Raw genomic sequence first — 23,061 nt, forward strand, 5'->3', positions numbered from 1 at the left:
CGAAATGACTGACAAGCCTGGTTACCGTCGCCCGCAGGAAGGCACCCAGCCGGACTATCTGCACCCGACTTATCAATCCACCAACCGTCGCGCGCCGTCCAAGCCGTTGGTGTTTTTGCCGCATTCGTTGTCGGAAATTACCGGCCCGACCATCGGCGCCTCGCGTGTTAGCGAGAAGGACAACGACCTGACCGCTCAGCATCAGGGTGAACCGTTGGGCGAGCGCATCATCATCCACGGCCGCGTGCTGGATGAAGACGGCTTGCCGGTGCCGGGGATTCTGGTGGAGATCTGGCAGGCCAACGCCGCCGGTCGCTACAACCATGCCCGCGACCTGCACGACGCGCCGCTTGACCCGAACTTCACCGGCACCGGCCGCACCGTAACCGACGCCGATGGCTGGTATCAGTTCCAGACCATCAAGCCCGGCGCCTATCCGTGGGGCAACCACCACAATGCGTGGCGCCCGGCGCACATTCATTTCTCGCTGTTCGGGCCGAGCATCCTGACGCGGCTGGTCACGCAGATGTATTTCCCGGGCGATCCGTTGCTGGCGTATGACCCGATCTACAACTGCGTACCGGATACCCGCGCCAAGGAGCGTTTGATCGCCACGTTTGATCTGGAAAAAACCATCCCTTCCTATGCCCTCGGTTATCGCTGGGACATCGTCTTGCGCGGCCGCGAAGCCACGCCGATGGAGAAATAAGATGACGCTGAACGCGACCACGTCCCACACCGTCGGGCCGTATTACCACATCGGCCTGACCTGGCTGAACCGCGAAGACTTGACCGTCGAACACACCCTCGGCGAGCGCGTGGTGATCACCGGGCAAGTCGTCGATGGCAACGGCGATTTCGTTAACGACGCGATGCTGGAAGTCTGGCAGGCCAATGCCGCCGGCAAGTACGACCACCCCGAAGACGAACAGAACAAACCACTGGACCCGAACTTCGAAGGCTTCGGCCGGGTGCCGGTGGATGCGGAAGGGCGCTTTCGTTTCACCACGATCAAACCCGGAACGGTGGAAGGCCTGAAGGGCTCGACCCAGGCGCCACACCTGGTGGTGCTGGTGTTTGCTCGCGGGTTGGTGAAGCACTTGCTGACGCGGATTTACTTTGAGGGTGATGCGGCCAATGTGTCGGATCCGTTGCTGGAGTGTGTACCGGCCGAGCGTCGCAGTACGTTGCTGGCGAAGCAGGATGCGTCCGGCGTTTACCAGTGGAATGTGATCCTGCAAGGCACTGATGCCGAGACGGTGTTCTTCGACTACTGATCGAACACTGTCCCCCTGTGGGAGCGAGCCTGCTCGCGAAGAGGGCATTACATTCAACATCAATGTTGACTGTTACTCCGCTTTCGCGAGCAGGCTCGCTCCCACAAGGGGATTTATGTGACTGATCTATCTGGGGAACAGGACTGTTGCGAAGTGTGTCTAGACTCTCACTGTCCCCATTGAGTGAAAAACAATGACAACGACCAGCGCTTCAACAGAACACTACACCGGCGAAGAGCGCAGCAAGCGCATCTTCGCCATTGTCGGCGCCTCGTCCGGCAACCTCGTCGAATGGTTCGACTTCTACGTCTATGCCTTTTGTGCGATCTACTTCGCACCGGCCTTTTTCCCATCCGATAACCCCACCGTGCAGCTGGTCAACACCGCGGGCGTGTTCGCGGCCGGGTTCCTGATGCGACCGATTGGCGGCTGGATTTTTGGTCGAGTCGCGGACAAGCACGGGCGCAAGAATTCGATGCTGATTTCGATTCTGATGATGTGCTTCGGTTCGTTGCTCATCGCCTGCCTGCCGACCTACAAGGACATCGGCGTCTGGGCGCCGATCATGCTGCTGTTCGCCCGCTTGCTGCAGGGCCTGTCGGTGGGTGGGGAGTACGGCACTACCGCAACCTACATGAGCGAAGTCGCCCTCAAGGGCCAGCGCGGTTTCTTCGCCTCGTTCCAGTACGTGACGCTGATTGGTGGGCAATTGCTGGCGGTGTCGCTGGTGGTGATCCTGCAACAATTCCTCACTGAAGATGACCTGCGTGCCTACGGCTGGAGGATCCCGTTTGTGGTCGGCGCAGTGGCTGCATTGATCTCGCTGTTCCTGCGTCGTTCGCTAAAGGAAACCACCAGCAAGGAAATGCGCGAGAACAAGGACGCCGGCAGCATCCGCGCCTTGTTCCGCGACCATAAAGCGGCGTTCATTACCGTGCTCGGTTACACCGCCGGTGGCTCGCTGATTTTCTACACCTTCACCACGTACATGCAGAAATACCTGGTGAACACCGCCGGCATGCATGCCAAGACCGCCAGCTACATCATGACCGGCGCGCTGTTCCTTTATATGTGCATGCAGCCGCTGTTCGGCATGCTCGCGGACAAGATCGGCCGACGTAACTCGATGCTGTGGTTCGGTGCATTGGGTACGCTGTGCACCGTGCCGATCCTGCTGAGCCTGAAAAGTGTCAGCAGTCCGTTCCTGGCCTTCGTGCTGATTACCGTGGCGCTGGCCATCGTCAGTTTCTACACCTCAATCAGTGGTCTGGTAAAAGCCGAAATGTTCCCGCCGGAAGTGCGCGCACTGGGTGTCGGACTGGCGTATGCGGTGGCCAACGCAATCTTCGGTGGCTCGGCGGAATACGTGGCCCTTAGTCTCAAAGCCCAGGGCATGGAAAACTCCTTCTACTGGTACGTGACGGTGATGATGGCGGTGGCGTTCCTGTTCAGCCTGCGCCTGCCGAAACAGGCCAAGTATTTGCACCACGACCTTTGATCCATCCGCGTGGGCCCGACCGGCCCACGCCTTCAGGGACTGTTTATGAACCAGCGACCGGGCAATCAATTGTTCGATGCCTATTTCACTGCCCGCGACATGCGTGAGGTGTTCTGCGATCAGGGTCGGGTGCAGGCCATGCTCGATTTCGAAGCGGCATTGGCCCGGGCCGAGGCGCGGACGGGCTTGATTCCGCAGACGGCTGTCGCATCGATCGAAGCGGCATGTCGGGCCGAACATTACGACTTTTCCGCCCTCGGCGAGGCGATTGCCACGGCGGGCAATTCGGCGATTCCGCTGGTCAAGGCGCTGGGTAAACAGATCGCCGCCAACGATGCCGAAGCCGAGCGCTATGTACATCTGGGCGCGACCAGTCAGGACGTGATGGACACCGGTCTGGTGCTGCAACTGCGCCGCGCACTGGAGCTGATCGAAGGCGATCTGGCGCAACTGGGCGAAACGCTGGCGACCCAGGCGCTGCGCTTCGTCGCCACACCGCTGGCCGGTCGCACCTGGTTGCAGCACGCAACGCCGGTCACCCTTGGCATGAAAATCGCTGGTTGGATGGGCGCCATCACCCGCAGCCGACAACGTCTGCAAGAACTCAAGCCGCGCCTGCTGGTGCTGCAATTCGGCGGCGCCTCCGGGACCCTCGCGGCCCTCGGCGACCGGGCGATGCCGATTGCCCAAGCCTTGGCCAGTGAACTGCAACTGACGTTGCCGGATCAACCCTGGCACACCCAGCGTGATCGCTTGGTGGAGTTCGGTGCGGTACTTGGATTGATCGCCGGCAGCCTCGGCAAACTCGGCCGCGACATCAGCCTGTTGATGCAGACCGAAGCCGGCGAAGTGTTCGAGCCGTCGGCACCGGGCAAGGGCGGTTCCTCGACCATGCCGCACAAGCGCAACCCTGTGGGCGCCGCCGTGCTGATCGGTGCGGCGACTCGGGTTCCCGGTTTGCTCTCGACCCTGTTCAGCGCCATGCCTCAAGAACACGAGCGCAGCCTCGGCTTGTGGCATGCCGAGTGGGAAACCCTGCCGGAGATTTGCTGCTTGGTGTCCGGCAGCCTCAAGCAAGCGTTGCTGGTGGCGGACGGACTGGAAGTGGATGCCGAGCGCATGGCCCGCAACCTCGACCTGACCCAAGGCCTGGTGCTCGCCGAGGCGGTGAGCATCGTCCTCGCACAACGGGTCGGCCGCGACACCGCGCACCATCTGCTGGAGCAATGCTGCAAACATGCGGTGGCCGAACAGCGTCATCTGCGAGCGGTACTCGGCGACGAGCCGCAGGTGACCGCCGAGCTGTCTGCCCTTGAACTCGATCGTCTGCTGGACCCCGCCCATTACCTCGGCCAGGCCCGTACCTGGGTCGAGCGGGCGGTGGCTGAACATTCTGCGTTGACTGCCTGAAGGAGATTGCTGTGGCTTTCGTACAACTCGCCGAGGGCGAACTGCATTACCAATGTGATGGGCCGGACGATGCGCCGGTGCTGGTGCTGTCCAACTCGCTGGGCACCGACCTGCACATGTGGGACGCGCAAATCGCGGCGTTCTCCGAGCATTTCCGGGTGCTGCGTTTTGACACCCGTGGTCACGGCAAATCGCTGGTCACGCCGGGTCCGTACAGCATCGAGCAACTGGGCCACGACGTGTTGGCGCTGCTGGATGCGCTGCACATCGAGCGCGCTCATTTTTGCGGTCTGTCCATGGGCGGTTTGATCGGCCAGTGGTTGGGCATCAATGCCGGTGATCGATTGAACAAACTGGTGGTGTGCAACACCGCTGCGAAAATCGGTGATCCGTCGGTGTGGAACCCACGGATCGAAACTGTGCTGCGCGACGGTTCAGCCGCGATGGTCGCCTTGCGCGATGCGTCGATTGCGCGCTGGTTTACCCCTGACTTTGCCGAGGCCAACCCGGCTGCCGCGAAGCGGATTACCGACATGCTCGCGGCCACTTCGCCTGAGGGTTATGCCGCCAATTGCGCCGCCGTGCGCGATGCCGACTTCCGTGATCAGCTGTCCGCGATCAAGGTGCCGCTGCTGGTCGTCGCCGGTACCGAAGATGCGGTGACGCCGCCGTCCGGTGGGCACTTTATTCAAGAACACGTGCAGGGCGCCGAGTACGCCGAGTTCTACGCCGCGCACCTGTCCAACGTCCAGGCCGGCACCGCGTTCAGCGAGCGCGTGCTTGCGTTTCTGCTGGGTCATTGAGGAGATTTCCGTGGACGAAAAACAACGTTACGACGAAGGCCTGGAAGTCCGTCGCGCGGTGCTCGGTGACGCCCATGTCGACCGCAGCCTGAATGCCCTGACCGAGTTCAACTCGGAGTTCCAGGAAATGATCACCCGCCACGCGTGGGGTGACATCTGGACCCGTCCGGGCCTGCCGCGTCATACCCGCAGTCTGATTACCATCGCCATGCTGATCGGCATGAACCGCAACGAAGAACTCAAACTGCACCTGCGCGCCGCCGCCAACAACGGCGTGACCCGCGGCGAGATCAAGGAAGTGATCATGCAGAGCGCGATCTACTGCGGCATCCCGGCGGCCAATGCGACGTTTCATTTGGCGGAGTCGGTGTGGGATGAGTTGGGGGTTGAATCCCGGGAGTGATCTTCGGGTTTTGCTGACGCCATCGCGAGCAGGCTCGCTCCCACAGGGGATGTCCGGTGAATACATGATTTGTGTTCACACAGGACCATTGTGGGAGCGAGCCTGCTCGCGATAGCGGTGGGTCAGCTTGCATCGATGGTGAATGACACACCGCCATCGCGGGCAGGTCACTCGACCACAGGGTCAAACGGTGGCGACAATGAAAATCCGCTTGAACGGAAACAGCGTGCGTCCATCGCTCTCATGGGGGTAATGCGCATGCACCCGCATCATGAAGTGATAAATGAACCGCGCCTGTTCCTCATCCTTCAACCCTTGCATCACCGCCCGCAAGGCCGAAACCTTGATCCAGTCATAAATCGGCGACTTGCCGTCCACGACCTGCAACTGCTCGGTCTCCCAGATATCCAGCGTCCGGGTGATCGGTGCAAGCAACCGGTGGTAATTTTCCAGCGACAATAACGACCGCGCCGCCATCGTCTCGCGCAGTTGTGGGGAGCCGAGCGGTTTGCCGTTGGAGCCGCCATCGTTGAGCGTATCGAGCATCAGTCCATACCAGACCGAATCCCGCCAGTCAGGCATGTGCGCCGCCAGGCAACCGCCCGGATTGAGATAACCGAGCAAACGCGGCAGCAACTGTTCGTGACCGTCGATGAAGTGCAGCACGGCAGCGGCAAAGAGTAGGTCGGCGGGTTGCTCCGGTTGCCAGTTTTGCAGATCGCACTGCTTCCACTGCGCGTTGATCGGCAAACATCGGGCCTCCCGAAGCATCTGCTCCGAACTGTCGATGCCCATCAGGTGTGCGCGGGGCCAGCGTTTGGCCAAAACTTGCGTCGCGATGCCGGTGCCACATCCCAGGTCGTAGAGACGCTTTAGGTTTTTAATGTCGATACGGTCGAGTAGCTCGTTCACCGGTCGTTGTCGAAGCCGGGAGAATTGCTGGTAGGCCGTGGCGTCCCAGTCGTGGTTGACGGGAGCCGATTTGAGCGGAGTGATCATGAGGAGGTCCTCTGGTGATCAAGTGGAGTCTTCCGATGACAGCCTGGCTCAAGTCTTGCGGACCAACATCAACAGATAACGGAAGCGGGAAGGGTTGGGTTTCACCTGAGTCCGGTCAGGTTTTTTCACTGTAATGGACCGTTGGCAAACCGCCAGGCTAGCTGACAGGCGGCCGGCTAGATACCGCGAAGGCGTCCTTGAGACTTACAACAAACTGATCGGATAGCTGACGATCAACCGATTCTCATCGAACTCGTTATTGCTGAAGTCCCGGCGAATGGTCGAGTTGCGCCATTTGACATTGAGGTCCTTGAGCGCGCCGCTTTGCACGGTGTAGCCCAGTTCGCTTTCGCGGCCCCATTCCTTACCGTTGGTGATGGCGCCGGTGTGCACGTTGTCGCCGCTGATGTAGCGGTTCATCAGGGTCAGGCCGGGGATACCGAGGGCGACGAAGTTGTAGTCGTGGCGCAGTTGCCAGGATTTTTCCCGGGCGTTGTCATAACTGGCGTTGTAGCTGTCGTTGGCCAGGGTGCCGCCGCTGGTGCCGTTGACCCGCATCCAGGCGTTGTCGCCGGTGAGTTTTTGCAGGCCGACGTAAAAGGTATGGCCGCCGTATTTGGCCGAGAACAGGCCCGACCAGGTCTTGTTGTCCAGATCGCCAGCCCGGGCGCTGCCATCCTCCTGGCCATAGAAGAAACCGAGGTTGGCGCCCAGGGTCCAGTCGCCGATGGGCTGGCTGTGAATCAGATTCACGTACTGCTGGCTGTAGATGTCCTTGAGTTCGGCGTTCCACAGGCCGATCTGGGTACGCTTGTCGTTGAAGGCGTATTCGCCGCCCTGGAAGTTGAAGCGGTCGGAAGTGAAGGTCGGTTTTCCGGTCATCGACATATCGCTCATGCTGCTGTCGTCGCGCGGGCTGTTGGCGCGGAACTGGCCGCCATAGAGCGTCAGGCCGGCGATTTCTTTCGAGGTGATCTGGCCGCCACGGAAGGTTTGCGGCAGGGAGCGACCGTCGTCCGAGCGCAGGATCGGCAGCACCGGCATCCATTCGCCCATCTTGATTTCGGTCTGCGACAACCTGGCCTTGAACGCCACATTGGTGCGCCCGAAGTTGTCCGTCGGGCGACCGTCGTGATCCAGCGGCAGCAACTGCGTTCCGCCCGTGCCTTTCCCGCCGTCGAGCTTCACCGAGTACAGCCCCAGCACGTCCATTCCGAACCCCACGGTGCCCTGAGTGAAGCCGGACTTGGCGTCGAGAATGAAACTTTGCGTCCACTCTTCAGCCTTGCCCTGAGCCTTGGTCGGGTTGGTGAAGTTGCGGTTGATGTAGAAGTTGCGCAGGTTCAGGTTGACCTTGGCGCCTTCGACAAAACCCGACTCCTCTGCCATGGCGGGCAGGGCCGTGCAGGCCAGGGCGATGGCTATCAGGGTTGGGAAGTGGTACGGCGTGGTGGAAGGCTTCATGGGCTCGGGTCTCTCTAATTGTTAGGGATGAAACGGGGCGCTGCCGCAACGTCGGGGTTGCAGACAAGGGATTCAGTTTTGTGAAAAAACGGGGCGGGATCAGCCGGACAGGGCAGGGCGCGGGAGCATGGTGTCGAACCTGATGTTATTGGTCTTGTGCGACGAATGGTGCGGGGGATGGACGGGATGGTTCAATCGGCGAAAGCGGGTTTTGGGCGGTTATCGAACGTAAGATTGGCCGAGAGTTTTGTGGTGTCTGTGCCGGCTTTATCGCGGGCAAGCCCGCTCCCACAGTGTTCGTGTCGAACACAAGCTTTGTGAGCCTCGCTGAACCTGTGGGAGCGGGCTTGCCCGCGAAGAGGCCAGCCCTGACACCACTCCTTTTCCCGCAGCCAACAAAAAGCCCACCAAAAAGGTGGGCTTCAAGTTTTCACAGCGCTATCAGAACAACTTCATCTTCGGCGCTTCTTCTTTCAGCGGTTCGACTTTCGCCGTCTGCTCGTTCCAGCCGCCGCCCAGTGCCTTGTACAGATTGACCGCGCTGATCAGCTGCGCCAGACGATCAGTGATCAGCACCTGTTGGGCGCTGAACAGCTGACGCTGGGCGTCGAGGAAGGTCAGGTTGCTGTCGACACCAATGCGGTAGCGACGCTCGGCCAGACGGTAGTAGTCCTGGTTGGCGGTGACGAAATCACGCTGCGCCTGCAACTGATCGGTGTAGGTCTGGCGGGCAGCCAGGCCGTCGGCGACTTCCTGGAAGGCCGTTTGAATGGACTTCTCGTAGTTCGCCACGCCGATGTCTTTCTGGATTTTCGAGTAATCCAGGCTGGCGCGCAGGCTGCCGGCATTGAAGATCGGCAGGTTGATCTGCGGCGAGAACAACCAGGTGCCCGAACCGCCCTTGAACAGACCGGACAAGTCTGGGCTCAAGGTCCCGGCATTGGCCGTCAGGCTGATGCTCGGGAAGAACGCCGCCCGTGCCGCGCCGATGTTGGCATTGGCGGCTTTCAGGTTGTATTCGGCCTGGAGAATGTCCGGACGACGTTGCAGCAAGTCCGATGGCAGACCGGCCGGCACGTCGCTCAGCAGGTCGTCGGCCAACGGCTTGGCGGCTTGCAGATTGGCCGGGATGCCGGTGCCGAGCAGCAGCACCAGGCTGTTTTCATCCTGCGCGACCTGGCGGGTGTACTTGGCCAGTTGCGCCCGGGCGTTTTCTACCGAGGTACGCGACTGGGCCAGGTCCAGGGCCGAGGCCACACCGACTTCGTTGCTGCGCGCGGTGAGCTTGTAGCTCTCCTCGAACGCGCCGAGGGTGTCCTGGGTCAGTTTCAGCAGTTCCTTGTCGGCCTGCCAGGTCAGGTAGGCATTGGCCACGCTGGCCACCAGACTGATCTGCGTGCTGCGGCGGCCTTCTTCAGTGGCGAAGTACTTCTGCAGGGCTTCTTCGCTGAGGCTGCGAACCCGACCGAACAGGTCGAGTTCATAAGCGCTGATGCCAACGGTGGCCGAGTAGGAACTGGTGATGCCCGCTTCGCCAGTCTGCGACGCACGTGCCGGAAGGCGCTGACGGCTGCCGGTGCCATTGGCCGAAACAGCCGGGAACAGATCGGCACGCTGGATGCGGTATTGGGCCGCAAAGGCGTCGATGTTCAGGGCCGCGACACGCAGGTCACGGTTGTTTTCCAGCGACACCTGGATCAGCTGTTGCAGGGCTGGGTCATGGAAAAACTGCTTCCAGCCCTGTTCCGCAGCCGCCTGATTCGGCGCCTGGGCCGGCGAATACGCCGGACCTTGCGGGTATTGGCCCGCCACCGGTGCCTCAGGTTGCTGATAGTCGGGAATCAGCGAGCAGCCGCTCAGCACGAAGGCGGCAACTGCGATGGAGAGTAGCGACTTGCTCATTGGCCAGCCTCTTTAGAAGGTTCAATAGCGTCGTCCTGGTCGGCTTTTTTGCGCTGGCCAATGGACGACACGGTGACGAAGAACAGTGGGACCCAGAAGATCGCCAATACGGTGGCGGTGATCATACCGCCAATAACGCCCGTGCCGATTGCATGTTGGCTACCTGAACCGGCGCCCGTGGAAATCGCCAGCGGTACCACACCGAGCACGAAGGCCAGCGAGGTCATGATGATCGGTCGCAAACGCATCCGGCACGCTTCGATTGCCGCATCGCGCAGGCTACGCCCTTGCTCATGCAGTTCCTTGGCGAACTCGACGATCAGAATGGCGTTTTTCGCTGCCAGACCGATGGTTGTCAACAGACCCACCTGGAAGTAAACGTCGTTGGAGAGCCCCCGCAGACTGGTGGCCAACAATGCCCCGATGATCCCCAAAGGCACCACCAGCATCACCGCGATCGGAATCGACCAGCTTTCGTACAGCGCCGCCAGGCACAGGAACACCATCAGCAGCGACAACGCGTACAGCGCGGGCGCTTGTGAGCCGGACAGCCGTTCTTCGTACGACAGACCGGTCCAGGAAATACCGACACCGGCCGGCAGTTTCTTCGCCAGGGCTTCGACTTCCGCCATGGCTTCACCGGTGGAGTAGCCCGGCGCCGGGGCACCGAGGATTTCCATGGCTTCTACGCCGTTGTAACGCGAAAGCTTCGGCGCACCGTAGATCCACTTGCCCTTGGCGAAGGCGGAGAAGGGCACCATGGTGCCTGCGGCGTTACGCACATACCATTTCTTGATGTCTTCCGGGCTCATCCGCGAATTGGGTTGACCTTGCACGTAGACTTTCTTCACCCGACCACGGTCGATGAAGTCGTTGACGTAGCTACTGCCCAAGGCAATCGACAGGGTGCTGTTGATGTCGGTGAGGGTCAGGCCCAGCGCGCTGGCTTTCTCGTCATCGATTTCCAACTGGTATTGCGGCTCGTCGTTCAGGCCGTTCGGACGCACCTGATAAAGCACCTTGCTCTGTGCCGCCATGCCGAGGAACTGGTTGCGAGCTTCCATCAACTTGTCGTGACCGATACCGGCGCGGTCTTGCAGGAACACGTCGAAACCGGTGGCGTTACCCAACTCCAGTACCGCGGGTGGCGCGAAGGCGAACACCATCGCATCGCGGAAGGTGAAGAAGTGCTGCTGGGCGCGGGCGGCGAGTTTGAACACGCTGTTTTCCGCATCCCGCTGATCCCACGGCTTGAGCATGATGAACGCCAGGCCCGAGCTTTGGCCGCGACCGGCGAAGTTGAAGCCGTTGACGGTAAACACCGAAGCCACCGCGCTCGATTCCTTATCCAGCAGGTAGGAGCGCATCTCATCGATCACCACCTGCGTGCGCTCGGCGCTGGAGCCGGCCGGGGTCTGCACCTGGGCAAACAGAACGCCCTGGTCTTCTTCCGGCAGGAACGCCGTTGGAATGCGGGTGAACAGCCAGATCATGCCGACGACAATGATCAAGTAGGCCAGCAGGTACGGCGCCTTGTGCGTCAGCATGTTGCCCACGCCACGCTCGTAGCTTTTGACGCCACGGTCAAAGCTGCGGTTGAACCAGCCGAAGAAGCCGCGTTTGGGCGTGCCGTGCTCGCCTTTCGGAATTGCCTTGAGCATGGTGGCGCAGAGTGCCGGGGTGAAGATCAGCGCAACCAGTACCGACAGGGCCATGGCCGAGACGATGGTGATAGAGAACTGCTTGTAGATCACGCCCGTGGAGCCGCTGAAGAATGCCATCGGCAGCAGTACCGCCGACAGCACCAGGGCGATACCGACCAGTGCACCCTGGATCTGCCCCATGGATTTCTTGGTGGCTTCCTTGGGTGACAGGCCTTCTTCGCTCATGACCCGTTCGACGTTTTCCACCACGACAATGGCATCGTCCACCAGCAAGCCGATGGCCAGCACCATGCCGAACATGGTCAGGGTGTTGATGCTGAAACCGAACGCCGCGAGGATCCCGAATGTACCCAGCAATACCACCGGCACGGTCATCGTGGTGATGACGGTGGCGCGGAAGTTTTGCAGGAACAGGAACATCACCAGGAACACCAGCACGATCGCTTCGACCAGGGTTTCAACCACACCCTTGATCGACTCGGTCACCACCGGGGTGGTGTCGTACGGGAACACCACTTCCATGCCTTGCGGGAAGAACGGCTTGAGCGTGTTGATGGTGTTGCGCAACGCTTTCGCGGTGTCGAGGGCGTTGGCACCGTTGGCCAGTTTCACCGCCAGACCGGAAGCCGGTGCGCCGTTGAACTGAGCGTTGATGCTGTAGTTTTCACCGCCCAGGCCCACGTCGGCGACATCGGACAGGCGTACTTGCGAGCCGTCCTTGTTGACCTTGAGCAGGATCTTGTTGAACTGCTCGGCGGTCTGCAGACGGGTCTTGCCGATGATGGTGGCGTTCAACTGTTGGCCAGGCGCAGCAGGCAGGCCACCCAGTTGCCCGGAGGACACCTGGATGTTCTGCGCCGCGATGGCCGCTTTCACGTCCACTGGCGTCAGGTTGAAGTTGTTCAGCTTGGCCGGGTCGAGCCAGACACGCATCGCGTACTGGGAACCGAAGACCTGGAAGTCACCGACACCGGCGGTCCGCGAGATCGGGTCCTGCATGTTCGACACGATGTAGTTGGACAGGTCGTCCTTGGTCATGCTGCCGTCACGCGACACCACGCCGATCACCAAGAGGAAGTTCTTCACTGCCTTGGTCACGCGGATACCCTGTTGCTGCACTTCTTGCGGCAGCAGCGGGGTGGCCAGGTTCAGTTTGTTCTGGACCTGAACCTGCGCGGTATCGGAGTTGGTGCCCTGCTCGAAGGTCGCGGTAATGGTCATGCTGCCGTCGGAGTTACTTTCCGAGGAAACATAACGCAGGTTGTCGATACCGTTGAGCTGTTGTTCGATGACCTGCACCACGGTGTCCTGCACGGTTTGTGCGGACGCGCCTGGATAGGTCACCTGGATCGCAATGGCCGGAGGCGCAATGCTCGGGTATTGGTTGATCGGAAGTTTGAGAATCGATAGTGCCCCGACCAGCATGATCACCAGGGCAATTACCCAGGCGAAAATCGGACGGTCGATAAAAAATTTCGACATGGTTTACTCCCCTTTGCCGCTGGAAGCCTTGTCAGCTGCCTGTGCGGGGGCCGGGTTCTTTGCGCCAACGTTAGTCGCTTCACTGGCTTTGACTTCGATACCAGGTTTGACGAATTGCAGTCCTTCGGTGATCAGGCGATCGCCGGCTTTCAGGCCGTCTTCGATCAGCCATTGGCTGCCGACAGTGCGGCTGGCCTTGAGCTGACGCAGTTCAACCTTGTTGTCCGGACCGACGACCAGTGCGGTCGGCGTGCCTTTGAGGTCGCGGGTCACGCCTTGCTGTGGCGCCAGGATCGCTGCGCTGTTCACACCGGCCTGCAACTGGGCGTGAACGAACATGCCCGGCAGAAGTGTGTGATCAGGGTTCGGGAACACGGCACGCAGGGTCACGGAACCGGTGGTCTGGTCAACCGAGACTTCGGAGAACTCGAGCTTGCCTTCCTGTTTGTACTGGCTGCCGTCTTCCAGGGTCAGCTTGACCGCCGCTGCCGTGTCGCCAGCTTTTTGCAGGCGACCGCTTTCCAGTTCGCGGCGCAACTCAAGCAGCTCTACCGACGACTGAGTCACGTCTACATAGATCGGATCGAGTTGCTGGATCACCGCCATGGCATCGGCTTGGCCGCTGGTTACCAGTGCGCCTTCGGTCACGTTCGAACGGCCGATGCGGCCGGAAATCGGCGCGTAGACCTTGGTGTAGCGCACATTGATCTGAGCAGTTTGCAGCGCGGCTTCCGATTGCATGCGGTTGGCCACGGCCGTGTCGTATTCCTGACGGCTGACGGCCTGTTCGTTGACCAACTGCTTGTAGCGATCCGAGATCGACTTCGTCTGTTGCAGGTTGGCTTCGGCGCTTTTCAGCGTAGCTTCATAGACCGACGGATCGATCTGATACAGCTGCTGGCCGGCCTTGACGTCGCCGCCTTCCTTGAACAGACGTTTGAGAATGATGCCATTGACCTGTGGGCGAACTTCGGCGATGCGGAACGCACTGGTGCGCCCCGGCAGCTCGGACGTCAGGGTAAAGGCTTGAGGTTGCAGGGTGACCACGCCGACCTGAGGAGGCGGTGCGGCAGGTGCCGCTTCTTCCTTTTTGCATCCGCTGAGCAGTGATGCCAGGGCGACGGCGGCGACCAGAGCGGTAACAGCTGGCTTGAATTGCATGAAAATCCTCGGGTCAGGCGCGTAAGAAACGCACAAGAAATGTGGAAGGGTAAAAAATGAGTGCCGGGTGGATAAGTAGCTTGCTAAGGAATATACTTACGTTCATGGTTGTTTGTAAACACCTTGACTGCGTATCCACACCGTTACCAACGCCCGTCAAAGGTTCGAATTGTAAGCCGGGGACGAGACCCAAGAGCGCTCGCCCCACTTTTGTTCAGCGGCTGTTCAGGCATCGCTGAAGCATCCTGATTGAGGTTTTACTGCCATGGTCCGTCGTACCAAAGAGGAAGCTCAAGAAACCCGCAGCCAGATACTGGAAGCGGCAGAGAAAGCCTTTTATGAAAGGGGCGTGGCGCGCACTACGCTGGCGGACATCGCGACTCTGGCCGGCGTGACTCGCGGCGCCATCTACTGGCATTTCAGCAACAAGGCGGATCTGGTGCAGGCCATGCTCGATAGCTTGAAAGAGCCGCTGGATGAAATGGCCAGGGCCAGTGAAAGCGAAGATGAACTCGATCCGCTGGGCTGCATGCGCAAACTGCTGATTCATTTGTTTCATCAAGTTGCCCTGGACCCGAAGACCCGACGCATCAATGAGATTTTGTTTCATAAGTGCGAATTCACCGATGAAATGTGCGATCTGCGTCAGCAGCGTCGTGAAGTCAGTCTCGATTGCAATGTGCGAATCGCCCTGGCCCTGAGTAATGCGGTGAATCGGGGGCAAATGCCCGAGGACCTCGACACGGCCCGCGCGGCCATCAGCCTGCACGCCTACATCGATGGCATGCTGTACCAGTGGCTATTGGCCCCCGACAGTTTTCAACTGCACACCGAAGCCGAGCGTTGGGTCAATACAGGATTGGACATGCTGCGCCTGAGCCCCAGCCTGCGCAAATAAAACAAAATGCGTAATTGGATCCGGTTATGTCAACCATTAAAGCGAGCATTGATCCCTTCAATGTTCGCCTTGCTGCAATGGGATGCTTTTATATACGCACGCTCATCAGGTTGAAAGGTAGCGAACTACGTATTTTGTAGGGATTTTGTGTCGCGCGTGTGAATCCGTGTGAAGCCCTGTGATTAACCATGGCGCAATAAAAAGCCCCGGCTCTTTCGAGTCGGGGCTTTTGCATTTCAAGGGGGACGCTTACATCACGGGATAGTCGATGTAACCCACCGGGCCCTTGGCGTAGAACAGCTCGGGACGCGCTTCGTTAAGCGGCGCATCCGCCTTCAAGCGTGCCGGCAGATCCGGGTTGGCAATGAACGGCACGCCGAAGGCAACCGCATCCGCCTTGCCGCTGGCCAGCCAGGCGTTGGCGCTGTCCTTGGTGAAACGTTCGTTGACGATGTACGGGCCGCCGAACGCTTCTTTCAATTGTGGACCCAGGCTGTCGCCATCTTCTTTCTCACGGGAGCAGATGAAGGCGATGCCACGCTTGCCCAGTTCGCGAGCGACGTAGGTAAACGTTTCGGCCAGGTTGTCGTCGCCCATGTCATGGGAGTCGGCACGTGGAGACAAGTGCACACCGACGCGGCCAGCGCCCCAGACTTCGATCGCGGCGTCGGTCACTTCCAGCAACAGGCGTGCACGGTTTTCCAGGGAACCACCGTAGTGATCGGTGCGCTGGTTGGTGCTGCTTTGCAGGAACTGATCGAGCAGGTAACCGTTGGCGCCATGGATTTCCACGCCGTCAAAACCGGCAGCCTTGGCGTTCTCGGCACCGGTGCGGTAGGCGTCGACGATGTCGGCGATTTCAGCGGTTTCCAGTGCGCGTGGGGTTGGGTAGTCGGCCAATGGGCGAACCAGGCTGACGTGACCCTTCGGCTGGATGGCGCTCGGTGCGACTGGCGCTTCACCGTTCAGGTACGACTCGTGGGAAACCCGGCCGACGTGCCACAGTTGCAGGAAAATCTTGCCGCCAGCACCGTGGATCGCTTTGGTCACGTTAGCCCAACCACGCACCTGATCGTTGGACCAGATACCCGGGGTGTCCGGGTAGCCGACGCCCATTGGCGTGACCGACGTGGCCTCGCTGAGGATAAGGCCGGCCGAGGCGCGCTGTACGTAGTATTCGGCCATCAGCGCATTCGGCACGCGGCCTTCGTCGGCGCGGCAGCGAGTCAGTGGCGCCATGATGATGCGGTTGGCCAGCTCGATGTCGCCCAGTTTGATCGGATCGAAAATAGTCGTCATTTAAGTACAACCCTCGTGAGGTATCAGTTGGTAGCAGGGGCCAGTTCGGGATTACCGCGCTGACGGAAAGTAATCAGGGTCACCAGCAGGGCGAGTACCGCCAGTGCTGCTGCCGCGAGAGGCACGCTGGTCAGGCCGAAACCATGGGCGATGACGCTGCCGCCGACCCAGGCGCCCAAGGCGTTGCCGATGTTGAAAGCGCCGATGTTCAGGGTCGACACCAGGTTCGGCGCGGCCTTGCCGTAGGTCACCACGTTCACTTGCAGGGCGGGGACGGCGGCGAAGCACGCGGTGGCCCAGAGGAACAGGGTGATTTCGGCAGGGATCAGCGCGACGCTGGTCCAGGTGAGTACGGTCGAGATCACGGCCATCGAGATGAAGACGCCGATCAGCGTCGCGGCCATGCCTTTGTCAGCCAGCTTACCGCCGATGATGTTGCCGACCGTCAGGCCCAGGCCGATGAGCATCAGGGTCCAGGTCACGCCTTTGGGCGAGACGCCGGTGACATCACCGAGCAGCGGGGCGACATAGGTGAATAGGGTGAATACCGAAGCTGCGAACAACGCGGTCATGCTCAACGACAGCCAGATCCCGGCGCCTTTAAGGGCGCGCAGTTCGGCGCGCATGTCGAGTTTCTCTTCATCGCGTTTGGCCGGCAGGAAGCGGATCAGGCCGATCAAGGCGATCACACCAATCACGGTCACTGCCCAGAAGGTCGAGCGCCAGCCGGCTTCCTGGCCGAGCGCGGTGCCCAGCGGGACGCCGAGCACGTTGGCGAGGGTCAGGCCCGTGAACATCAAGGCCACGGCCGATGCACGCTTGTTCGCCGGAACGAGACCTGCCGCCACCACCGAACCGATACCGAAGAATGCACCGTGGCAGAGGGCCGTGACCACACGGGCAAACATCAGCACGTTGTAATCGGTCGCCATGGCACAGAGCAGGTTGCCGATGATGAAAATGCCCATCAACGCTACCAGTGCAGCCTTGCGCGGTAATCTGGAGGTGGCCAGTGCCATGAACGGCGCACCGATGGCCACGCCCAAGGCGTAACCGGTCACCAGCCAGCCAGCGCCCGGGATCGATACACCGAGATCAGCCGCCACGTCGGGCAGCAAGCCCATGATGACGAACTCGGTGGTGCCGATGGCGAAGGCGCTCAAGGCCAGAATGAGGAGCGAGAGAGGCATTGTTGATTCCTTATCGGCGTACTGACGTAAAGGGTCAGAGCTCTTTGCTGAAGGTCTTGAGGAATTCCTGAATGGTTTCCTCATTGCGTTTGAAAAAGTGCCACTGCCCGACTTTGCGGCTGCTGATCAGGCCGGCGCGTTGCAGGGTTGCCAGGTGTGCAGACACCGTGGACTGCGACAAACCGCAACGCTGATCGATCTGCCCGGCGCAGACGCCGTGCTCGTTGCTGTGGGACTGGTCGGGGAATTCGACGGTCGGGTCTTTGAGCCAGTGCAGGATGTCTCGCCGTACTGGGTGTGCCAGGGCTTTTATTATTTCGTCGAGATTAATAGTCATGGTATGGGCTCGTGATGAGTAAAACGCTATATCGCGATGTGGCGAACTTTAAATCGTTAGATCGCGATATACAAATATGTTTTTGCTCTGACGACCGCACAAATCGCTATATCGGGTTATAACGATACTTGGAGTGTCAACATTCGAAGGCGCAATGCTAAGCTGCGCCCATGAACTATCTCGCCCATCTTCACCTCGGTGGCCAGCGCCCCGGTCAATTGCTCGGCAGTCTGTATGGCGATTTCGTCAAGGGACGGCTGAAAGGGCAGTTCGACCCGGAGATCGAAGCGGCCATCCAGCTGCATCGCAGCATCGACGTGTTTACCGACCGCCATCCGTTGGTGGATGCCTCGCTGTCACGGTTTTCCATCACACGCCGGCGTTACGCCGGGATCGTGCTCGACGTGTTTTTCGACCACTGCCTGGCGCGGGACTGGACCCTCTACTCGGACCAGCCGCTGGAACGGTTCACCTCGGATGTGTATCGGGTGCTGTCGACGGAGCCACAATTGCCCGAGCGGTTGGCGAGGATTGCGCCGCACATGGTGGCGAATGACTGGTTGGGGTCTTATCAGGAGTTTGATGTGCTGGACCAAGTGCTGCGGGGGATTTCGCGGCGGTTGACCCGACCTGAGGAACTGGCGGGGGCGATGCAGGAATTGCGTCGGCTGTACGAACCGCTCAGTGAGGATTTTCGGTTGTTCTATCCGCAGTTGCAGAAGTTCGCTGCAACACCGCGAGTCTAATGTGGGAGCGGGCTTGCTCGCGAAAGCGGTGTGTCAGCCACCATCGATGTTGACTGACACACTGCTTTCGCGAGCAAGCCCGCTCCCACAATGGATCAATGTTTCTTCAGAAAATGCGTGTCAGGCCGCGATGGCGGGGCGCAGCGGTTCCGGTTGCGCCTGAGGGATCGCCCCAAACAACGCTTTCTGCACCGCCTGCTGTGCCTCGAACGCCAGCGCCGCACGCTCCCGGCCTTCGCAAGCGATCGGCTTGAGCACTTTGATTTCCACTTCCCCGCGATCATTGGCGAACAACCGCATCAAGTGCGACAGCAAATCATCATCGCCAATGAACGGCGCCAGCGAATCAAGTTCACCGTCACGCAGATAACGAATCGCCACCGGCTGCAGCTTCACTTCAGAATCAATCGCCGCTGACAGCAAGCGGCCATGAAAGGTACGCAACGAACGTCCATTGGTGGTGGTGCCTTCCGGGAACATCAGCAGCGGATGTGCCTGCGCCAGGTGGCGCGTCATCTGTTTGCGGATCAGTTGGCTGTCACCCGAGCCGCGACGGATAAACAGGCTGCCGGCCTTGGCCGCCAACCAACCGGCCACCGGCCAGGTGCGCACTTCGGCCTTGGACAGAAACGACATCGGCGTGAGCATGCCCAGCAACGGAATGTCGGTCCACGACACGTGATTGCTGACCCACAGCATCGGCTCTTTCGGCAGTTCACCGTGAACCGTCACGCGAAAGGGCAGGGCGTTGCTCAACCGCGCCATGAAAAATCGCGACCAGCGTTGGCGGCGGACCATCGAATGGGCGATCCCCAGGCGCTCGAACAGCCCGAACACGCTGGCCATGCTCAACCCCAGCGCGACCACCACCAGCACTCGCGCAATCCGCGCGTACACCCGTAACCGGCTCATCAGACCGCCGCCTTGAAATGCTTGGCATAACGCGGGCAGAGCTCGTCGCGCTTGAGCAAGATGAACACGTCGGCGACTTGGAAGTCTTCGTCCCAGCACGGCTCGCCGCAGATCTTCGCGCCCAGACGCATATAGGCCTTGAGCAGCGGTGGCATTTCGGCAATTACGTTGGACGGGAGGTCCAAAACCGGCAGCGGATTTTTCGGTTCGGCCCGCAGGTGTTCAGTGCACAGATAACGTTCCCGCAGACGCTGCATGATCGCGTGAGCCTGAATCCCGCCGTCCTGCATCGGAATGCTCGCGCACCCCATCAAATAGCTGTAGCCGCCCTGATTCAGCACTTCGGCCAGTTCACCCCAGAGCACCGCGATGGTGCCGCCGTTGCGATAAGCCGGATCGACACAGGTACGACCGATTTCCAGGATCGGGCCCTTCAAGTGGACCAGGCCGTGCAGGCTGAATTCCTCTTCGCTGTAGAACTTGCCCAAGCTGCTGGCGGCCGTGTGATCGAGCAAACGGGTGGTCGCCACCAGGCGCCCGGTGTTCAAGTCACGTACGCCGATGTGGGCGCAGTGAACATCATAGTCGTCCATGTCCAGACCCAGCTCCGCGCCTTTGAGCTTGGCGTTGAACTCGCCGCTGAAGACGTTGAAACGCAGGGCCTGGGCTTCCTGCAATGCCTCGGCGCCCACCAGGCGTTCGGCTTGCAGGCGGCGTTCATTGCCGGTGTCGCTGATGCGGGCGATCTGAGTCATTGGGAATCTCCGTGCGGGCTGGTCAACCCGTCTTGGGTTAGAGCCGATCGACTTTCTTTATGCAGCCGTGTTGTGCAAAGTCAGGCTATGTAGCCCCGGTGTCATCGCCATGAAGCTTTGGTGATGCTTATATGACAGCCCTCAAGGAGCCTCTTATGCCCTGGCAAAACCTGTTGAAACGCCGCGATCGCCTGCCCGCCAACCCGGACCTGGCGGAGGGTTTCGCGACCTTGTTGCAGACGTTGGGTACGGTCACGCCATTCGAGCTGGCGGTGGTCGGCGGGCGGTTGATGTCGACGCCGGGGCTGGCGTTTTTGGTGGGCTATCAGGCGGCGTTGCGCATGCTCTGGCCGAGCGCGCCGCTGAGCCTCGGTGCGTTGTGTGCCACCGAACAGCGCAGCCTGCGGGTGGCGGACATGCAGGCTCGCCTGAGCGATTTACGCGTGAGTGGGCGCAAGGATTTCGTCACCGCTGGCGATGCGGCCGACTGGCTGCTGATCGCCGCGCGCAGTGAGGAGACAGGCGAAGCCCCGCGCTTGAGTCTGGCAGTGGTCTATCCCGATGAACCGGGCGTGCGCCTGGAAAAACTCCCGGCTATCGCGCTGATGCCGGACATTAGCCACGGTCGGTTGTTTCTGGACAACGCTCAGTGCGAATTGCTCGCGGGGGATGGTTGGGATGCCTACGTCAAACCGTTCCGCACGCTGGAAGACATTTATGTACTGAGCGCGATGACGGCATGGCTGTACGGCGTCGGTCAGGACAGCGACTGGCCGCAGAATGTGCAACTGCGCTTGCTGGCGCTGCTGGCCGGGTGCGCGGAAGTCAGCCGGCAAGCGCCGAACAATCTGGCCGGGCATGTGGTGCTGGGGGGATTGTTTGCGCAGTTCGAGGGGCTCAAGGCTGAGGTCAATCAGGCACTGGCTGATGGCCCGCAGCACTGGGCGGCGATGTGGCAGCGTGATCAGAGCGTGATGGATTTGGCGGCGGGCGCGCGGGGGAAGCGGTTGGCTAAGGCACTCGCGGCATCTTCATTGAGTTGACTGGCCTCATCGCGTGCAAGCCCGCTCCCACAGGGGGCTGTGGTGTGACACCGATGGTGAGCAACACACAATCCCTGTGGGAGCGAGCCTGCTCGCGATGGCGGCATCACGGGCAACACAAATCCAAAACTGTCATCAAGATCAACTAGGCTCAGCAAGCCCACCCCGCCGAGCCCCCGCCATGTTCAAAGGCTTGCCCCTGATTTTCATGCTGCTGCTCAGCGTCACCGCCCACGCTGAAACCTGGCCCGCCGAGCAATGGTCCACAGGCCCGGAAGTCACCGGGTCAGCACTTCAAGCCTTGGAGACTTACGCCTTCCCACCTCGCGACGACACCACGCGAAAAGGCATCCGCACCGACGCCTTGCTGGTGATCCATGACGGCCAATTGATCTACGAACGCTACGCCGGCCCGACCACGGCCGACACCGTGCACCTGACCTGGTCCATCAGTAAAAGCCTGATGGCCACGGTCCTCGGTGTGGCCTATGGCGAGGGGCTTTTCAAACTTGAGGACCCGGCGGTACGGTTTTACCCGCCGCTGGCAAAACACCCGGCAATGACCCTGGCCGACCTGCTGCACTGGGCTTCTGGCCTGGACTGGCAGGAAGACTACGAATACGCCCCGTTGAAATCCTCGGTGGTGGCCATGCTCTACACCCGGGGTCATCACGACATGGCGGCGTTCACCGCCGACCACGACGGATACGCCAAACCAGGCCAGGCCTTTCTGTACTCCAGTGGCGACAGCAACCTGCTGGCCGCCGCGCTGAAAACCATCGTCGGTCCGGCCCGATACCCAGACTATCCATGGACAGCATTGTTCGAGCCGTTAGGGATTCGCCACGCCGTCTGGGAAACCGATGCCACGGGCACTTTCGTCGCGTCCTCCTATGCCTACCTCACCGCCCGGGACCTGGCGCGAGTCGGTCTGCTGATGGCGCGTGACGGTCGTTGGGGGGATCGGCAACTGCTGCCCAAAGACTGGGTCACTTTCAACCGCGAACCTTTCGCCCGCTATCAAGCCAATCAGGACGATGCAGTTCCTGGCGGTCATTGGTGGCTCAATCGCACGGTGGAGGGCGCTGCCCGACCCTGGCCGGATGCTCCGGCCGATACCTTTGCCGCTCTGGGCCATTGGGGCCAGGCGATGTACGTGATTCCCAGCGAAAACCTGGTGATCGTGCGCTACGGCGATGACCGCGACGACCTCTACCAGCACAACGAATTGCTCAAGCTCGCGCTCAAGGCCTTTGCCGGGAAGGTGCAGCCATGAACAACTTTATTCGTCGCCGACCGTTCAGCACGTTGTGGCTGGTATTGCTGGTCGCCTTGCTCGGCTGGATCTGGCAAGAGCGGGTGGCGTTGTGGGCGTTCCCCGACATCATCAGCGCCTACACCGCCAAGGAATATTGCTCGTGCCGGTACGTGATGAACCACCAGGCCGAGTACTGCCACACCTATGTCAAACAGTGGCTGCCCACCCGCGGTTTCACCGATGACCCCGCCAGCAAACGCGTGACCGTCAGCGGCATGGGCCGCAGCAACAGCGCGCAATGGATCGGCGAACGCCAGGGCTGCCGCCTGCAACTTTGACCGCGCCGAAACCCTGTGTGGCTGTAGCTTTTTTTGTGGCGAGGGAGCTTGCTCCCGCTGGAGTGCGAAGCGCTCCCAAAATCGGGCGATGGTTATCCAGGTAGATCATCTACGCACAATTTACGACTGCTGCGCAGCCGAGCGGGAGCAAGCTCCCTCGCCACAATGGCCCGGTGTCAGTGATGGACAGTTTGCATCTGGCTCTAGGGCGGTTAAGGTTCG

Annotated in this window: 21 protein-coding genes; 11 read left to right on the top strand and 10 right to left on the bottom strand. The window is 60.6% G+C overall.

The features are described from left to right. Positions 1-4: 4 nt before the first annotated feature. The 6 genes from pcaH to pcaC all read left to right on the top strand — a co-directional run bounded on the left by pcaH (position 5) and on the right by pcaC (position 5,391). On the top strand, positions 5-709 hold the full coding sequence (pcaH, locus tag ACA075_RS06335; protein ID WP_497297747.1) for a protocatechuate 3,4-dioxygenase subunit beta: 705 nt from the start codon (positions 5-7) through the stop codon (positions 707-709). Between the two features lies 1 nt (position 710). Beyond that, positions 711-1,277 (top strand): protocatechuate 3,4-dioxygenase subunit alpha, encoded by a 567-nt coding sequence (pcaG, locus tag ACA075_RS06340; RefSeq protein WP_497297748.1) that lies wholly within the window; start codon positions 711-713, stop codon positions 1,275-1,277. Between the two features lie 193 nt (positions 1,278-1,470). Beyond that, a complete protein-coding gene (locus ACA075_RS06345) occupies positions 1,471-2,775 on the top strand; it encodes an MFS family transporter (protein ID WP_497297749.1) in 1,305 nt (434 codons plus the stop codon). A 45-nt stretch (positions 2,776-2,820) separates the two neighbouring features. After that, the gene (locus tag ACA075_RS06350) at positions 2,821-4,185 is read left to right on the top strand and encodes a 3-carboxy-cis,cis-muconate cycloisomerase (protein WP_497297750.1); all 1,365 of its coding nucleotides are present in this window, start codon (positions 2,821-2,823) and stop codon (positions 4,183-4,185) included. Between the two features lie 11 nt (positions 4,186-4,196). Then, a complete protein-coding gene (gene pcaD, locus ACA075_RS06355) occupies positions 4,197-4,988 on the top strand; it encodes a 3-oxoadipate enol-lactonase (protein ID WP_497297751.1) in 792 nt (263 codons plus the stop codon). Between the two features lie 10 nt (positions 4,989-4,998). Further along, positions 4,999-5,391 carry a 4-carboxymuconolactone decarboxylase gene (pcaC, locus tag ACA075_RS06360; RefSeq protein WP_010462533.1) on the top strand — a complete coding sequence of 131 codons (393 nt, stop codon included), beginning with the start codon at positions 4,999-5,001 and terminating at the stop codon, positions 5,389-5,391. Positions 5,392-5,574: 183 nt separating this feature from the next. Here pcaC and ACA075_RS06365 read toward each other — a convergent pair whose 3' ends face one another. The 5 genes from ACA075_RS06365 to emhA all read right to left on the bottom strand — a co-directional run bounded on the left by ACA075_RS06365 (position 5,575) and on the right by emhA (position 14,063). After that, positions 5,575-6,390: a methyltransferase domain-containing protein gene (locus tag ACA075_RS06365; protein WP_497297753.1), complete on the bottom strand. Its 816-nt coding sequence runs from the start codon at positions 6,388-6,390 to the stop codon at positions 5,575-5,577. A 204-nt stretch (positions 6,391-6,594) separates the two neighbouring features. Continuing rightward, complete coding sequence (locus ACA075_RS06370; RefSeq protein ID WP_497297754.1) at positions 6,595-7,854, bottom strand: OprD family porin; 1,260 nt, start codon at positions 7,852-7,854, stop codon at positions 6,595-6,597. A 441-nt stretch (positions 7,855-8,295) separates the two neighbouring features. Next, a complete protein-coding gene (gene emhC, locus ACA075_RS06375) occupies positions 8,296-9,756 on the bottom strand; it encodes an efflux RND transporter outer membrane subunit EmhC (protein ID WP_497297755.1) in 1,461 nt (486 codons plus the stop codon). After that, complete coding sequence (gene emhB, locus ACA075_RS06380) at positions 9,753-12,902, bottom strand: efflux RND transporter permease subunit EmhB (RefSeq protein WP_497297757.1); 3,150 nt, start codon at positions 12,900-12,902, stop codon at positions 9,753-9,755. The genes emhC and emhB overlap by 4 nt, the downstream gene beginning before the upstream one ends. A 3-nt stretch (positions 12,903-12,905) precedes the next feature. Then, positions 12,906-14,063, bottom strand: coding sequence for an efflux RND transporter periplasmic adaptor subunit EmhA (gene emhA, locus ACA075_RS06385; protein ID WP_497297758.1), 1,158 nt, complete (start codon positions 14,061-14,063; stop codon positions 12,906-12,908). Positions 14,064-14,328: 265 nt separating this feature from the next. Here emhA and emhR point away from each other — a divergent pair, with 265 nt between their 5' ends. Next, the gene (gene emhR / locus ACA075_RS06390) at positions 14,329-14,961 is read left to right on the top strand and encodes an efflux system transcriptional repressor EmhR (protein ID WP_083374862.1); all 633 of its coding nucleotides are present in this window, start codon (positions 14,329-14,331) and stop codon (positions 14,959-14,961) included. A gap of 249 nt (positions 14,962-15,210) precedes the next feature. Here the strand turns inward: emhR and ACA075_RS06395 are convergent, their stop codons facing one another. The 3 genes from ACA075_RS06395 to ACA075_RS06405 are packed head-to-tail and all read right to left on the bottom strand — an operon-like array spanning position 15,211 to position 17,787. Continuing rightward, complete coding sequence (locus ACA075_RS06395; protein WP_497297759.1) at positions 15,211-16,260, bottom strand: alkene reductase; 1,050 nt, start codon at positions 16,258-16,260, stop codon at positions 15,211-15,213. Positions 16,261-16,283: 23 nt separating this feature from the next. Further along, entirely contained in the window at positions 16,284-17,450 is a 1,167-nt protein-coding gene (locus ACA075_RS06400) for an MFS transporter (protein ID WP_109628333.1), read from the bottom strand. Between the two features lie 34 nt (positions 17,451-17,484). Then, positions 17,485-17,787 carry an ArsR/SmtB family transcription factor gene (locus tag ACA075_RS06405; RefSeq protein ID WP_008019443.1) on the bottom strand — a complete coding sequence of 101 codons (303 nt, stop codon included), beginning with the start codon at positions 17,785-17,787 and terminating at the stop codon, positions 17,485-17,487. 170 nt (positions 17,788-17,957) lie between these two features. Here ACA075_RS06405 and ACA075_RS06410 point away from each other — a divergent pair, with 170 nt between their 5' ends. After that, positions 17,958-18,533: an acyl carrier protein phosphodiesterase gene (locus tag ACA075_RS06410; protein WP_497297760.1), complete on the top strand. Its 576-nt coding sequence runs from the start codon at positions 17,958-17,960 to the stop codon at positions 18,531-18,533. Between the two features lie 120 nt (positions 18,534-18,653). Here the strand turns inward: ACA075_RS06410 and ACA075_RS06415 are convergent, their stop codons facing one another. Next, a complete protein-coding gene (locus tag ACA075_RS06415) occupies positions 18,654-19,445 on the bottom strand; it encodes a lysophospholipid acyltransferase family protein (protein WP_219095247.1) in 792 nt (263 codons plus the stop codon). Next, on the bottom strand, positions 19,445-20,200 hold the full coding sequence (olsB, locus tag ACA075_RS06420) for an L-ornithine N(alpha)-acyltransferase (RefSeq protein WP_497297761.1): 756 nt from the start codon (positions 20,198-20,200) through the stop codon (positions 19,445-19,447). Before olsB ends, ACA075_RS06415 begins: the two co-directional genes overlap by 1 nt. A 155-nt stretch (positions 20,201-20,355) precedes the next feature. Between olsB and ACA075_RS06425 the strand changes: the two genes are divergently transcribed. The 3 genes from ACA075_RS06425 (at position 20,356) to ACA075_RS06435 (ending at position 22,839) form a co-directional block, all read left to right on the top strand. Continuing rightward, entirely contained in the window at positions 20,356-21,243 is an 888-nt protein-coding gene (locus ACA075_RS06425; RefSeq protein ID WP_497297762.1) for an acyl-CoA dehydrogenase middle domain-containing protein, read from the top strand. A 181-nt stretch (positions 21,244-21,424) separates the two neighbouring features. After that, positions 21,425-22,519: a serine hydrolase domain-containing protein gene (locus ACA075_RS06430; RefSeq protein ID WP_497297763.1), complete on the top strand. Its 1,095-nt coding sequence runs from the start codon at positions 21,425-21,427 to the stop codon at positions 22,517-22,519. Further along, complete coding sequence (locus tag ACA075_RS06435) at positions 22,516-22,839, top strand: amidase (protein ID WP_497297764.1); 324 nt, start codon at positions 22,516-22,518, stop codon at positions 22,837-22,839. The genes ACA075_RS06430 and ACA075_RS06435 overlap by 4 nt, the downstream gene beginning before the upstream one ends. The last annotated feature ends 222 nt before the right edge of the window (positions 22,840-23,061 follow it).

This window comes from Pseudomonas sp. LBUM1663 (assembly GCF_059695905.1).